This is a genomic window from Vibrio sp. YIC-376 (genome assembly GCF_052353105.1).
Classification (GTDB): domain Bacteria; phylum Pseudomonadota; class Gammaproteobacteria; order Enterobacterales; family Vibrionaceae; genus Vibrio.
Map to the genome: position 1 here is coordinate 507,168 of NZ_JBBWFK010000001.1, position 15,219 is coordinate 522,386.

The window sequence follows — 15,219 nt, forward strand, 5'->3', positions numbered from 1 at the left end:
GAGATAACGGATGAAACTTATCAAACGCTCCGACAGTGTGAGCAAAGAAACTAACCAGCTTGGCATTTCTCGCCGTGCATTCATGAGAAATACATCGCTTGCTGCTGGTGGTGCAGTGGTTGGTGCAAGTCTGTTTGCACCGGGCATGATGAAAAAAGCACAAGCGAAATCCGTCGATCCAGAAGCGGAAACAGAAATTAAGCGCACGATCTGTTCTCACTGTTCCGTGGGCTGTGGGATTTACGCGGAAGTTCAAAATGGTGTTTGGACAGGTCAGGAACCGGCCTTTGACCACCCATTTAACGCTGGTGGACACTGTGCAAAAGGTGCAGCTCTACGTGAGCACGGACATGGTGAACGTCGCCTCAAATACCCAATGAAACTAGAAAACGGAAAGTGGAAAAAGCTCTCTTGGGATGAAGCCATCGAAGAGATTGGAAACAAGGTATTGGATATCCGCAAAGAGTCCGGCCCTGATTCCGTTTATTTCCTGGGTAGTGCAAAACACAGTAATGAGCAGGCGTACCTGTTCCGTAAAATGGCATCTCTTTGGGGCACTAATAACGTTGACCACCAAGCGCGTATCTGTCACTCAACCACGGTGGCTGGTGTAGCAAACACTTGGGGCTACGGTGCGATGACCAACTCTTTCAATGACATGCACAACTCGAAGTCGATGCTGTTCATTGGTTCAAACCCTGCTGAAGCGCACCCTGTAGCGATGCAACACATTCTTATCGCGAAAGAGAAAAACAACTGTAAGATCATCGTTGCTGACCCTCGTCGCACTCGTACCGCAGCAAAATCCGATCACTACGTTTCTCTTCGTCCTGGCTCTGACGTTGCGTTCATTTGGGGTCTGTTATGGCACATCTTTGAAAACGATTGGGAAGACAAAGAATTCATCCGTCAGCGTGTATTTGGTATGGATGAAATCCGTGCTGAAGTGGCTAAATGGACTCCATCGGAAGTTGAACGTGTAACGGGCGTGACTGAAGAAGATGTTTACCATACCGCGAAACTGCTATCAGATAACCGCCCTGGCTGTATCATTTGGTGTATGGGTGGTACGCAGCACACCACAGGCAACAACAACACACGTGCTTACTGTGTTCTGGAACTTGCTCTGGGCAATATCGGTAAATCTGGTGGTGGTGCAAACATTTTCCGTGGCCACGATAACGTACAGGGTGCAACAGACCTAGGCGTACTTGCTGATACCTTACCAGGATACTATGGGCTTTCTGAAGGCTCATGGCGTCACTGGGCAAAAGTTTGGGATATTGATTACGAGTGGGTCAAAGAACGTTTCGATGACAACGAATATGGCGGCCAAAAACCAATGCATAGCGCTGGTATTCCGGTCTCTCGTTGGATTGATGGTGTTTTAGAAAATAAAGACAACATCCAACAGCGTGAAAATATCCGTGCAATGTTCTATTGGGGACACGCAGTAAACTCTCAAACTCGTGGTGTTGAGATGAAAAAGGCGATGCAGAAACTGGATATGATGGTCATCGTCGACCCATACCCAACGGTAGCAGCGGTAATGAACGATCGTACCGATGGTGTTTACCTGCTTCCTGCAACGACTCAGTTTGAAACTTACGGCAGTGTAACGGCATCAAACCGTTCTCTTCAATGGCGTGATCAGGTTATCGAACCTTTGTTTGAGTCAAAACCTGACCATGAAATCATGTACCTGTTGTCACAAAAACTTGGGTTTGCTGATCTGCTGTGCAAAAACATCCGTGTAGAAAACAACCAGCCTCTCATTGAAGATCTCACCCGTGAATTCAATAAAGGCATGTGGACAATTGGTTATACAGGTCAAAGCCCTGAACGCCTCAAAGCGCATCAACAAAACTGGCATACCTTTCACAAAACCACACTTGAAGCAGAGGGTGGTCCAATTAATGGTGAGACCTATGGTCTACCTTGGCCATGTTGGGGCACGCCAGAGATGAAACACCCTGGCACTCACATTCTTTACGATACCTCGAAAACCGTTGCTGAAGGTGGTGGTACCTTCCGTACGCGCTTTGGGGTGGAATTTGAAGGTAAGAGCCTTCTAGCCGAAGATAGCTACTCGAAAGGTAGTGAAATCAAAGACGGTTACCCGGAGTTCACCGACAAACTGCTAAAACAGCTTGGATGGTGGGATGACCTAACAGCGGAAGAGAAAGTCGCTGCAGAAGGCAAAAACTGGAAAACTGACTTGTCTGGTGGTATTCAGCGTGTCGCTATTGCGCATGGTTGTATTCCATTTGGCAACGCAAAAGCTCGCGCAATTGTATGGACATTCCCAGATCGAGTGCCGCTACACCGCGAACCGTTATACACACCGAGACGTGACCTTGTAACAGATTATCCAACATGGGATGACAAAGAAGCTATTTTCCGTCTTCCTACATTGTACAAATCTATCCAGGATCAGGATAAGTCTGGCGAGTACCCAATAGTTCTGACGTCAGGACGCTTGGTTGAATACGAAGGTGGTGGTGACGAAACCCGTTCAAACCCTTGGCTTGCAGAGCTGCAACAAGAAATGTTCGTGGAAGTAAACCCGAAAGACGCAAACGATCTTGGCTTCAAAGACGGTGACGATGTTTGGGTTGAAGGGGCAGAGAAAGGCCGAATTAAGGTGAAAGCGATGGTAACTCGCCGTGTTAAACCAGGATTGGCATTCATTCCATTCCACTTTGGCGGTGAATTCGAGGGTGTGGATCTACGTCCTAAATACCCTGAAGGCACACAGCCTTACGTGAGCGGTGAGTCTGCTAACACGGCAACCACTTACGGTTACGACCCTGTTACCTTGATGCAGGAAACCAAAGTAACCCTATGTAACATTCGTAAAGCGTAAGGAGTCTGAAGATGGCACGAATGAAATTCCTATGTGACACCAAACGCTGTATCGAGTGTAACGGCTGTGTTACTGCATGTAAGAACGAAAATGATGATGCCCTAGAGTGGGGAATCCAGCGTCGCCGCGTCGTAACACTCAACGATGGTGAAGCGGGTGAAAACTCAATCTCTGTGGCGTGTATGCATTGTACTGACGCACCTTGTATGGCGGTTTGTCCGGCAGATTGTTTCTCGCACACAGAAGACGGCATCGTACTTCACAACAAAGACCTTTGTATCGGTTGTGGCTACTGTCTGTTTGCGTGTCCGTTTGGAGCGCCTCAGTTTCCGAAGCAAGAAGTGTTTGGTGAACGTGGCAAAATGGATAAGTGTACCTTCTGCGCCGGTGGCCCAGAGACTGAACCGGGTTCGGTTGAAGAGCGCGAAAAATATGGTGCAAACCGTATTGCAGAAGGCAAGCTGCCTATGTGTGCATCACTCTGTTCAACAAAAGCACTGCTGGCAGGCGATGCAGATAAAGTATCTGATATTTTCCGTCAGCGTGTTGTAGAGCGCGGGGCTAAGAATGCAGGTTGGACAGACGGAAATGATCTTTCTTACGACGCAACCAAAAGCTAAGTAAGGAGGGACACATGTTAAACACTCTAAAACGTGCGTCTCTGGTAATGCTGTCAGTACTGACAGCATTACTGCTGACTTTCTCAATGCCAACGTCCGCAGAAGAGCAATCTTCTAAAGTCGTTCAGCAAGAGATGACACAACTAGCGGGTGCCGATTATTGGCGCCAGGTGAGGCAGGGTGAGTCGGGTTACACCACTTCCCAGTCCCCAGAGCATGGCGTTCTAATCAGTAAGCCTGGTGAGACCTGGTACATCCTTAAAGAGAAATGGATGTCACCTGCCGGTGCCATCGCTATTTTCGGTAGTATAGCGATGGTTGTCTTGGCTTATGTTTTTGTTGGGCCTCTGATGCTAAGCAAGCCTCGAACAGGCAAAAAGATTAAACGCTGGTCTCGTTTGGATCGTGCACTTCACTGGAGCATGGCATTTACCTTTTTAACGCTCGCATTCAGTGGATTGATGTTGGTTTATGGTAAACACTTCCTGAAACCATACGTACCTAGTGAGTTCTGGGGTTTCATCGTTATGTTGGCGAAGCAATATCATAACTACATGGGACCGCTGTTTTTCATCTTGTTAATGTTAATTCTGCTCAAATGGTGGCGTAAATCTATCCCTAACATGACTGACGTACGTTGGTTCATGAAACTGGGTGGGATGGTTGGTAAACACAAAGGCACTCATCCATCGGCAGGTTTTTCTAACGGTGGTGAGAAAGCCGTTTACTGGTTGCTAATCTTTGTCGGTGCTATCGCTGCAGCAAGTGGACTGGTTTTGGATTTCCCAATCTTTGATCAAACCCGTCGTGATATGGAGTTATCTAATCTTATTCACGCCGTTTCGGCACTTATTCTTATCTGTGGTTTTGTTTTCCACATCTATATCGGTTTGTTCGGTATGGAAGGGGCACTAGAAGGCATGGTGACGGGTGAAGTTGACGAGACATGGGCGAAGGAACACCACGATCTTTGGTACGAAGAAGTGAAATCTAAAGAGGCGATGGGAGAACCAGACGAGGTTAAAGCGACAGATAAAGGAGCGAAAGCGAATGAACAAACATCATAACGGGATTTGGGTTGCGTATATCCTGAGTTGTTTTACCCCGTTTACGTTTTTGATCTCAGGCGTTATCGCAATTATTTATGCTGGCTATCGTTTGGATAAAGGTGAAGACAGTGATGTGGTTATTTCGCACTACTATGGCTTAATCCGCACCTTCTTTCTGTATCTGACGTTCTTTGTTGTCTTGATCGTTACCGTTGCAACAACCAATGGGGTGTTAAAAGGAGTAAGTAACTATTGGGTTCGTAGTTCAATGTTAGACAATATCGCTTACCTCATCCCTTATATAGGCGGTGTGTTCGCTGCAGTAGCGATAGGCGTGTGGATTTGGAGGATGCTCCAGGGTATGCACCAGTTACGCAACAACAAACCGCATCGACCATCAACAGGGCCAAACCTGTAGGAAAATGTAATCAAACTATAACCGCCTTTACTGGCGGTTTTTTTATTGTGCGAAAACGTCTAAAACTCAGTCCCGTCTGAAAACTACTATTGCTATAAACACCAAAACAGATTCCTTATAGATAAGCATCTTAATATGCACCTTGTTGGTGCCATTAAGGTCAAGTTTGCATCTTACCACTACAATTAATTAACAATTTGGTGCGCATCAACTTAGTGCAAAAAGACTAACTTGGTGCATGAAATTGCAACTTAAAACAATGATACTGGCGACATACCTAATATATATCCTTTAAAAAACAGTATGATAAACCATATAAATCAGAAGGAGAAAATTTGGAACACTAATTGCTTATCTACGCTTTTTACAAATTTGATTCACCATTTTGGTGATGGTTTATTTTATCTTGCACAGGACAGGTGCGAAAAACATCAACGGAGACAATCATAATGAGTGTAACTGCCGAACAGGTACATGGCGCTGTACAAACTCTGACACAAAGTTCCGATACTCTATTCTTACTGCTTGGTGCCATCATGGTATTTTTGATGCACTCTGGCTTCGCTTTTCTTGAAGTAGGAACCGTGCGACAAAAGAACCAAGTTAACGCGCTGGTAAAAATCTTGGCAGATTTTGGTGTATCTGCCATTGCCTATTTTTTTATAGGTTACTGGATTGCTTACGGTGGAACCTTCTTTGCAGACGCCCAAACGCTATCTCAAGGTAACGGCTACGAGCTCGTTAAGTTCTTTTTCTTACTGACATTTGCTGCCGCCATACCTGCGATTGTCTCAGGCGGTATCGCCGAGCGTGCGCGTTTTTATCCGATCTTAATCGCTACATTCTTTACGGTAGGGGTCGTTTATCCGCTATTTGAAGGCATCATCTGGAATGGCAATTTTGGTGTTCAAGACTGGTTTGAAGCAAGCTTTGGTTTTGGCTTCCATGATTTTGCAGGCTCAGTGGTTGTACACGCTGTCGGCGGTTGGATTGCACTCATTGCAGTTATTTACTTAGGGATGCGAAAAGGTCGAATCCGTGCAGGTAAACATACCAACTTCGCCCCTTCAAATATCCCGTTCTTAGCATTGGGCGCATGGATTCTATGTGTTGGCTGGTTTGGCTTTAACGTGATGTCAGCTCAAGCTATTAGTGGTATCAGTGGCCTAGTAGCAATGAACTCTTTAATGGCGATGGTAGGCGGCATTCTTGCGTCTCTTCTCGCAGGTAAAAATGACCCGGGCTTTATTCACAATGGGCCGTTAGCAGGTCTGGTTGCCGTATGTGCGGGTTCTGACCTGATGCATCCTATTGGCGCTCTTGTCACTGGTGCAATTGCAGGCGCGTTGTTTGTCTACTTGTTTACCCATCTACAAAACAAGACCAAGATTGACGATGTACTCGGTGTTTGGCCTCTCCATGGCATTTGTGGCGCATGGGGTGGCATTGCAGCCGGTATATTCGGTCAAACCTCTTTAGGCGGTTTGGGTGGCGTTAGCTTTCCTGTACAGCTTATGGGAACAATACTGGGGATCTCAATTGCTGTTTTAGGTGCATTAGCTGTTTATGGTGCTATTAACGGATTGACTGGCATAAGACTATCAGAAGAAGATGAATTTAATGGTGCTGACTTGGCTATCCATAAAATCTCTTCAACTAACGAAGACTAATACAAAATGTAAAAGAGCGGCATTAAGCCGCTCTTTTAACAATTACCTTTCTTAGCTTGACCTGGTGGGCAGAAACCGCCATTGTCTCGATGTCTGTCATGATCATTGGTACCGACGCTCACTCTCACGTCATCAATTTCGCCTTCTACATTAGTCAGTTGACAGCCTGCTAAAGTCGTAAGTAAGACAAGAGCCAGAGTTACGTGCCTCATTGCTTTTCCTCTCAAAATATAGTTTTAATAATGCCCATTACTACCATGGTCTAATCCATAATACTACAGCTGCTCGTGTTTCAGTGTTAAGCTAATGAAAAAGAACGACAAGGATCAGTTATGAATTTCCCTTATAGAAATATTGTAGTACTTACTGGGGCAGGTATATCAGCGGAGTCCGGTATTCAGACATTTCGTGCTCAAGACGGTCTTTGGGAGAACCACCGCATTGAAGATGTGGCGACTCCAGAAGGGTTTGCGCGAGATCCAGACCTTGTTCAGGAATTTTATAATCAACGCCGTAAAAAGCTGCAAAAGCAGTCCATTCAACCGAACGCAGCACATTTGGCTCTAGGCCGTCTCGAGGCTGAGCTGGACGGGAAAGTGACCGTTATTACGCAGAATATTGATAACCTGCACGAAAGAGGTGGCAGTCATAATGTTATTCATATGCACGGAGAACTACTAAAGGCACGTTGCAGTGAGTCTAACCAAGTGATCGATCATATCGATGACATTAAAACCGGAGAACTTTGTCACTGCTGCCAGATTCCTTCTCAGATGCGTCCTCATATTGTTTGGTTCGGTGAAATGCCACTTCGCATGGGTGACATTTATGCTGCGCTTGAAGAGGCTGATTTGTTTATTTCAATTGGTACTTCTGGCGTGGTTTACCCAGCTGCCGGGTTTGTTCACGATGCAAAAATGCATGGCGCGCACACAATCGAAATAAACTTGGAACCAAGCGCGATTGAAAGTGAGTTTGAAGAAAAGCGCTATGGTAAAGCGAGCGCAGAAGTGCCTAAGTTGGTTAATGAGATATTAGAGCTACAAGGAAAAGCCAGCGCCTAGAAATAGCTCGAAAGTTAAAAAGCGGCCTATTGGCCGCTTTTTAGATTGTGTCATATTAATGGAACATGATTAGTTGTTAACTTTTAGCTTTTGGAAGTACTCATCGTAAATCACGCTAGCTTCACCCACTTCATCTTGCCAGGTACCACTGTCCATTACTGCCTGCGGAGGGAAGATACTTTGATCATTAACAAACTCTTTCGGTAGCAGGTTGTATGCTGTCTTAACTGGAGTAGGGTAACCAATCTCCATTGCAATCTTAGCGGCATTCTCAGGACGAAGTAGGAAGTCAATCATCTTATGTGCTGCTTCTACGTTCTTCGCCTCTGCAGGAATAGCTAAGCTGTCCATCCAAAAGATAGTGCCTTTTTCTGGCCAGATAATATCGATATTGGCACCTTCCTGACGAGCCATGTAAGCAGAACCATTCCAGAGCATGCCAAGAGAAACTTCTCCGGCCAAGTATGGGTTTGCTGGGAAATCCGAGTTAAATACCAACACATTTGGCATCAGCTTTTGCAACTCTTCGTAAGCCTCTTTGATTTCGTCAGGATTCGTTGTATTCGGAGAGTAACCAAGTTTGGTGAGTGCAATATGGAACACCTCGCGAGAGTCGTCCATCAACATTAACTGACCTTCCCATTTGCTATCCCAGAAATCATCCCACTTTGTTACCGATGATTTATCCAGCATATCAGCATTAATACCGATGCCCGTCGCACCCCAGATATAAGGAATAGAGAAGTTGTTATTTGGGTCAAATGGCTTGTTTAAGAAGTTAGGATCAACATCTGCGAAGTGGGTTAACTTCGATTTATCGATTTGCTGAAGCATGCCTTCTTTACGCATTTTAGATACGAAATAGGTAGACGGTACTACCAAATCGTAACCAGAGCCTTGTGTTTTTAACTTAGCGTACATGCTTTCGTTAGACTCGTACGTTGAGTAAATTACCTTGATTCCGGTTTCTTTTGTAAAATCTTCAAGAACTTCGTTTGGAATGTATTCCGACCAGTTGTAGAAGTACAGTTCTTGGTCCGCCGCTATTGCAGGGGTAGCGATCAACGTCGCTGCACATAGAGCGCTTGCGTAGAATTTACTTTTCATTTGTTTTCCGTTTTGTTTAGCAATTGGACAATTAAACACCAGAGGTAGCATTCAGTTGAGCCAAACTGCATGAAGTACAATTCTGTTTATTAAATTCGGTCTGTCTAATGAATCCGGCGTCTCTCATTCCATAGAGATGAATCCAGCCGAGAAAAATAAACGTAGCAAGGCATAAGTATATCAGCCAAATACAAAAATAGGCAGCGAATGCTGCCTAATTTCATTTTGGTTTATTTGTCTATGACAAATGCGATTACTGACCAGCTTTTAGCTTAAGGAAGTAATCTTCGTATTTAACTGTCAGGTCACCAACGGCATCTTGCCATTCAACACGGTCAAGATCTTCTTGTGAAGGGAACAGTGGTGCAACATCTTTAAACTTCTCGTTAGAAGCTTTAACTGCAGTAAGGTAACCAGTGTCACGAGAGATTTGCTCTGCGATTTCTGGACGTAGTAAGAAGTCAATCATCTTATGTGCTGCTTCTACGTTTTTCGCGCCAGAAGAAATTGCAAAGTTGTCTACCCAACCGATACCACCTTCTTTAGGGAATACCAGTTTCAGGTTCAGGCCTTCATTTTGTGCTGCAGCAGCACTACCGTTCCAAAGCATGCCAACACCAACTTCACCAGACAGGTATGGTGCAGCTGGGTTGTCAGAGTTAAATACCAATACGTTAGGCATTAGCTTTTGTAGCTCTGCATAGGCTTCGTCAATTTGTTTAGGATCGGTTGAGTTACCTGAGTAACCCAGTTTACGCAATGCGATATGGAATACTTCACGAGTATCATCCATTAGCATAATTTGACCTTTAAGCTCAGGTTTCCATAGGTCAGCCCAGCTTTGGAAGTCGTTTGGATCGTACATATCAGTGTTTACTGCAAGACCCGTAATCGCAACAACGTGAGGAATAGAGTAGTCATTCTTTGGATCGAAAGGCTTGTCCAGGTAGTTCTGATCAAGGTTACCGAAGTTCTTCAACTTAGACTTATCGATCTTTTGTAGCATACCTTCATCGCGCATTTTCGCCACGAAGTAAGTTGAAGGTACTACTAGGTCATAACCTTGGTTATGAGTTTTTAGCTTCGCGTACAAAGTTTCGTTCGACTCGTAAGTCGAGTAGATGACTTTGATACCAGTTTCTTTAGTAAATTGTTCCAGGAGATTACTGTTGATGTAAGGCCCCCAGTTCATAAATACCAATTCATTATCGTCCGCTGCCGCTGAACCAGAGAACAGAGAAAGCGCACATGCACTACCAGCTAATAAACTAGCCCATTTTTTCATTGACGTTAGCTCCAAACCAAACGTTGCCCAAATCATTTTGGACGGTAAATAGAAAAACAGAATGGCATGTTACCATTCTGTTTCGCGATGTTAACGGTACTGATTCTACTTCACTTTTTCTCTTGCAAGCAACTGAGAAATAACCACAAGAACCAAAGAAACAATCAACATAACCGTTGCCAGGGCGTTCACTTCCGGTGAAATGCCCACCTTAACCATTGAATAAATCTTCAATGGTAAGATTTCATATGTCGGTCCCGTCACGAACGAGCTGATAATCACGTCGTCCAAAGACAGTGTAAAGCTTAGCAGCCAACCTGCAGCAACCGCTGGTTTAGCAAGGGGAAGGATGATCTTCTTCAATATCACCCACTCACTTGCACCCAAATCTTTTGCAGCTTCCAGCATTTTCACATCAAAGCCGTTTAGTCGGCTGTAAACGGTAACCACAACGAAGGGTAAACAGAATGTGATATGCGCAATCAGCAATGTGAAAAAGCCAAGCTGAGCACCCAACACTAAGAATAGTGCCAACAACGAAATCGCCATCACGATGTCTGGTGACATCATCACGACAAATAGCATGCCATTTACCACACCTTTACCTTTAAAGGAGTAACGGAATAGGGCAACGGCCGTCAGACTACCAATAATAGTAGCAGCAGTTGCAGAAAATACTGCAACGTTTAGCGAGTGCCATGCGGCCTGTATTAGGCTGTCGTTGTTAACGAGTGTTTCGTACCACTTGGTGGTAAAGCCACCCCATTTCATACCAAATTTATTGGCATTAAATGAGTTCACAATCAGCACGATAATTGGTAGATACAAAAATGCATATACCAGTGCCATAAAGCTAAATCTAACTGTGCGTCCCATTAGTCTAGCTCCACTTTCTTATTCAATAACTTGCCCGCTCTGTAGTAGGCGTATAGCATGATCGCCATCGCGATGGTAAGTGCGATACTGGTTGCCGCACCAAACGGCCAGTCACGCGCATTTAACACCTGACTCTTAATAACGTTACCGATAAGTAGGTTCTTCGCACCACCCAGAAGGTCAGAGATGTAGAACATACCCAGAGCAGGTAGCAGAACCAACAAACAGCCGCCGATAATGCCGGGCATTGTTAAAGGCAATATCACTTTAGTGATCGTTTGAAACTTGTTCGCACCCAGGTCTTTCGCTGCTTCGATGTATGTGTTGTCTAACTTTTCGATCGCCGAGTAAAGCGGCAGAATCATGAATGGAAGCAAAATGTACACGAGACCAATCATGACCGCCGTTTCGGTATACATGAGTCGTAACGGCTTATCGATGATATCCATCGCCATGAGCGCTTGGTTCAAAATGCCTTGGGTACCGAGAACAATTTTCAGACCGTATGTACGGATCAACGAGTTTGTCCAGAAGGGTACAATCACCAAGAACAGCATGAACGGACGCCAATTTGCAGGCATCTTCGCTACGATGTACGCAAATGGGTAACCAATCACCAGACACAGCAACGTCGCAACGATCGCCATGTAGAACGAATGAATAAGTACTTTCGCATACAATGGATCTAACAGGCGAAAGTAGTTTTCAAATGTAAAAGTCAGTTCAATTAAGTTGGCTTCATCACGCGTTAAAAAACTCGTACCAATAATCATCAGGTTTGGTATCAACACAAACAGTGTTAGCCAACCGACAATCAGAGTAATGATGGCGTTCTGAAGATTAACCTTCTTGGTTATCATTGAGTACTACCTCCCAGCTCTCAACCCAAGTAATAGCGACTTTCTGGCCGAGTGAGTGGTCCACATCTGGATCATCTTCGTTAAAGAATTCGCTTACCATCACGCGCATGCCTGAATCAAGTTCGATTACAGAATCTAGCGTCATACCTTTATAGGTACGTTCGGTAACATGACCAACAATGCCTTTTTCTTCAGACTCTTTGATCTCTTCGATACGTAAATCTTCAGGACGGAGTAGTACTTGTAGCTTGTCTCCTGCTTGCGCTTCATTTTCGAAGTACACAACAGACTCAACACCTTCAATTTCTGCGCGGATACGCTTTTCATCAATACGCTCAAGCATATTGGCATTGAAGACGTTGATCTCACCAATAAAGCGAGCAACAAATAGGTTTTTAGGTTCTTCGTAAATTTCTCGAGGAGAGCCATCTTGCTCAATAACACCATCACGCATAACGATAATGCGATCTGACATTGATAGAGCTTCTTCCTGATCGTGTGTTACAAAGATAAAGGTAATTCCAAGTTGACGCTGTAACTGCTTCAACTCGCTCTGCATTTGCTTACGTAATTTGTAATCGAGTGCAGAAAGCGACTCATCCAACAGCAATACTTTTGGTTTATTCACAACCGCACGAGCGATAGCAATACGTTGCTGTTGACCACCAGAAAGCTGATGTGGCTTACGTTGCGCCATTGAATCAAGGCGAACCATGCGTAGCGCTTCCATTACACGAGGCTCAATATCTGCTGCTGGGGTTTTCTGCATACGCAGACCAAAAGCAACATTATCGAACACTGTCATATGAGGAAATAACGCGTAGCTTTGAAATACCGTGTTAACGTGTCTTTGCTCAGCAGGAATCTGTGTAACTTCTTGGTTATCCAATATGATTTGGCCATTATCTACCGATTCGAAACCTGCAATCATGCGTAAAACGGTTGTTTTACCACACCCAGAAGGACCAAGAATTGTTAGAAATTCACCATGATTTACATCCAGATTTAAATTGCTGATGATTTCCTTACCATCAAAACTTTTGCTAATACCAGATAAACGAATGACTGGTTTTCCTGCTTGCTGTTTAGCGTTCAACGTCTGTATTTCTCCCACGTTCGAATTTGGGTTTACGCCTATTGATTTGACTTTAGTCAATTAGTCTTAGAGGGGCGCATCATAATCACCAATATTGTGAAATCAAAGCATTTTCTTACCCTGAAATTGAAAAAATTTCGCAGGCAAAAGTAATCATTCCTTACCATACTGTTTTTATAAGATTAAATATAATTTAAACAGCGTTTTGTGAGGCTTTCATCTCTGTAACAATTGTTTTCAATTTCATAGTCTTGTGAGTGGTTAATTATCATCCAAATAGCGGATATTGCAAGATTCGAGAGTCAGTTATGATTTTAGACGCGGAAAGATTTCTTTATAATGACGGACACATTAATTGACTGGAATCCCAGTAAAAATTTCACAAGTTAATCTTGGACAATATATGAACAACGACTTTGAAAACGATTTCAACCTTGGAGGAAGTGTAGAGCGAGCTTTATCTGGCGCCTACGAACTGAAAGCTGGTGCCGTTTTTAGCGAAGCATGGCGAGCTACCATTCAACACTTTCTGTCATTTTCTCCTGCAATTATCGTTTTGCTTTTGGTTCAGGCGGGAATTTTCTACATCGCATTGCAACTGCAGTTAGGCGACCCAGGCGTAATTTTTGATGCCATACAAAACCCAGATTCTTTTTCCAACGACATCGTATCCGCTATTTACGTAGCAAACTTCAGTTATGAGGTCATCAGCGCTCCTATTTATGCGGGCATCAGCTTAATGGCTATGAGCCACGTAGCGGGTCTAAAAACTAAACTCCGCCACGTTGGAAAAGGACTACAGTTCACTGTACCTGTTATCTTGGCCACATTGATGAGCCTGGTACTTCAAGGATTGGTCGGGATGATTTTAGCTCCGTTATCCCTATACCTATCTCTGGCCTTCAGCCACTCTATCTTGTTGATCTGTGAGAAACGTGTGCCGCCGATGCAATCACTGTTGCTATCATTACGCGCGGTGAACAAGAAAATCTTTGTTGTTGCAACACTTTATCTGGGTGTGATGTTAATGTTCATCGTTGCGGCAATGTTCTATGGCATTGGTCTGATTTTTGTTCTGCCATTCTTCTTCCACGTGAAAGGCATACTTTACCGCGAAATGTTTGGCATCAAACTAAAGATCGTAGCGAGACAGAAGAATAATGATGACGATCATGATGGTAAATCACAGGTATTTGATGCTTAAATCCTCACTTGAATGATCTCAGAATGGCGGCTCCTATATAGTCGCCATTTTTATATCTATTCCAAATGTAAGCCATTGGCCCTATCAGAAGCATTGGCTCAAATTCAAATCGAAAGATGATCTGCGTGGGGAACCTCTCGTTTTACCTCATAATTAAGTAACTTACTGGCTGAAAGGTGCTATAAGGAAGGCAGAATTTCTCGGCCATGGATAGGGCATGAACAGCACAATGATGGACTATCTGTGGCTACGAGGTCGAAATCAGAGAATAGGTTGCCTCTTTCTTAAGAGAGAAGCAGCATCTTTATTTAAGACATAAGGCAACTGATTTACCACAACAACGCAAACTAAAATAAATCTACGGTTCGAATGAAGAAGTTAAGCCTAAGCATACTGGGTAGTGCAGCGCTAATGTTAGCTGCACCTGTGACGCACGCTCAAGAATACATGTTTACGTATTCCAAACTTTATACCCAGCTGAAAAATAATAATAAAGAAGGTCACGACGATGTAAAAGTCGGCATTTTTTTCGTTAATGCAGACACAAAACAGTTGTGCAACATTGAAAAAGCATGGATGGAGAAAGAGGAACACTACGAAGAGTTCGTTATCTCATCATCTAAAGAATTACCGCTACCAATCGACAATAACCTTAAGTCGGCAAATCCTTTAGTGTTCGTACAGACACCTAAAGACACACGTTGTGATTACTCCCTGGTTGTTATGACCAAAGAACCATTACAGGGTAACGTATCTTACGAACAGCTTGTGCCTCTAATGCCTCAAATGCAAAGTATGTTAGAAGATTTAGGCGGCATGTTTGCCAACTGGTTTACCCCTGAAGTTCAGGGTATCACGATGGAGTTTGCAAACGGGCTGAATAGCAAGATTGTGTTCTCTAACGGAACGGAAAAAGCCATTTTAAATGGCAAAGTACAAGTCGCGTTGAGCGAAATCGGTGAGGGTGGAACGATGAGCCTACCAGAACCAACTATGCGAGTTTTGCCGTATCTTCCGAGCGCAAAATAAGCCACATCCTTCTAATCAAAGAGCCGCTACTGCGGCTTTTTTCGTTCTAAGAGAATAATTCGTTGGATTTATCCA

The 15,219-nt window shown here is 44.1% G+C and carries 14 protein-coding genes; 8 read left to right on the forward strand and 6 right to left on the reverse strand.

The annotated features are described in order from the left end of the window. Positions 1–10 precede the first annotated feature (10 nt). From WJM94_RS02280 to WJM94_RS02300, 5 genes are all read left to right on the forward strand, one after another. Complete coding sequence (locus tag WJM94_RS02280; RefSeq protein WP_444492621.1) at positions 11–2,866, forward strand: formate dehydrogenase subunit alpha; 2,856 nt, start codon at positions 11–13, stop codon at positions 2,864–2,866. Between the two features lie 11 nt (positions 2,867–2,877). Further along, positions 2,878–3,486 carry a formate dehydrogenase FDH3 subunit beta gene (gene fdh3B / locus WJM94_RS02285; RefSeq protein ID WP_444492622.1) on the forward strand — a complete coding sequence of 203 codons (609 nt, stop codon included), beginning with the start codon at positions 2,878–2,880 and terminating at the stop codon, positions 3,484–3,486. 14 nt (positions 3,487–3,500) lie between these two features. Next, entirely contained in the window at positions 3,501–4,553 is a 1,053-nt protein-coding gene (locus tag WJM94_RS02290; RefSeq protein WP_444492623.1) for a formate dehydrogenase subunit gamma, read from the forward strand. Then, entirely contained in the window at positions 4,537–4,953 is a 417-nt protein-coding gene (locus WJM94_RS02295; RefSeq protein WP_444492624.1) for a hypothetical protein, read from the forward strand. Before WJM94_RS02290 ends, WJM94_RS02295 begins: the two co-directional genes overlap by 17 nt. A 449-nt stretch (positions 4,954–5,402) precedes the next feature. Then, positions 5,403–6,623, forward strand: coding sequence for an ammonium transporter (locus tag WJM94_RS02300; RefSeq protein WP_444492625.1), 1,221 nt, complete (start codon positions 5,403–5,405; stop codon positions 6,621–6,623). A 35-nt stretch (positions 6,624–6,658) separates the two neighbouring features. On the opposite strand, the gene WJM94_RS02305 is transcribed toward WJM94_RS02300, so the two are convergent. After that, complete coding sequence (locus WJM94_RS02305) at positions 6,659–6,835, reverse strand: lipoprotein (RefSeq protein ID WP_444492626.1); 177 nt, start codon at positions 6,833–6,835, stop codon at positions 6,659–6,661. A gap of 120 nt (positions 6,836–6,955) precedes the next feature. On the opposite strand from WJM94_RS02305, the gene cobB reads away from it, so the two are divergent. Next, a complete protein-coding gene (gene cobB, locus WJM94_RS02310; protein ID WP_444492627.1) occupies positions 6,956–7,687 on the forward strand; it encodes a Sir2 family NAD+-dependent deacetylase in 732 nt (243 codons plus the stop codon). A gap of 69 nt (positions 7,688–7,756) precedes the next feature. Here cobB and WJM94_RS02315 read toward each other — a convergent pair whose 3' ends face one another. The 5 genes from WJM94_RS02315 to potA all read right to left on the reverse strand — a co-directional run bounded on the left by WJM94_RS02315 (position 7,757) and on the right by potA (position 12,929). Continuing rightward, a complete protein-coding gene (locus tag WJM94_RS02315) occupies positions 7,757–8,794 on the reverse strand; it encodes an extracellular solute-binding protein (RefSeq protein ID WP_444492628.1) in 1,038 nt (345 codons plus the stop codon). Positions 8,795–9,047: 253 nt separating this feature from the next. Continuing rightward, complete coding sequence (locus tag WJM94_RS02320; RefSeq protein ID WP_444492629.1) at positions 9,048–10,079, reverse strand: extracellular solute-binding protein; 1,032 nt, start codon at positions 10,077–10,079, stop codon at positions 9,048–9,050. Positions 10,080–10,184: 105 nt separating this feature from the next. Continuing rightward, positions 10,185–10,955 carry a spermidine/putrescine ABC transporter permease PotC gene (potC, locus tag WJM94_RS02325; protein WP_444492630.1) on the reverse strand — a complete coding sequence of 257 codons (771 nt, stop codon included), beginning with the start codon at positions 10,953–10,955 and terminating at the stop codon, positions 10,185–10,187. Further along, positions 10,955–11,815, reverse strand: a complete 861-nt coding sequence (gene potB, locus WJM94_RS02330; protein WP_444492631.1) for a spermidine/putrescine ABC transporter permease PotB — start codon at positions 11,813–11,815, stop codon at positions 10,955–10,957. Before potB ends, potC begins: the two co-directional genes overlap by 1 nt. Beyond that, complete coding sequence (potA, locus tag WJM94_RS02335) at positions 11,796–12,929, reverse strand: spermidine/putrescine ABC transporter ATP-binding protein PotA (RefSeq protein WP_444492996.1); 1,134 nt, start codon at positions 12,927–12,929, stop codon at positions 11,796–11,798. Before potA ends, potB begins: the two co-directional genes overlap by 20 nt. Positions 12,930–13,314: 385 nt before the next feature. Here potA and WJM94_RS02340 point away from each other — a divergent pair, with 385 nt between their 5' ends. Both WJM94_RS02340 and WJM94_RS02345 read left to right on the forward strand, forming a co-directional pair. Further along, positions 13,315–14,115, forward strand: a complete 801-nt coding sequence (locus tag WJM94_RS02340; protein WP_444492632.1) for a hypothetical protein — start codon at positions 13,315–13,317, stop codon at positions 14,113–14,115. Positions 14,116–14,484: 369 nt separating this feature from the next. Continuing rightward, on the forward strand, positions 14,485–15,144 hold the full coding sequence (locus tag WJM94_RS02345; RefSeq protein WP_444492633.1) for a DUF2987 domain-containing protein: 660 nt from the start codon (positions 14,485–14,487) through the stop codon (positions 15,142–15,144). Positions 15,145–15,219 lie beyond the last annotated feature (75 nt).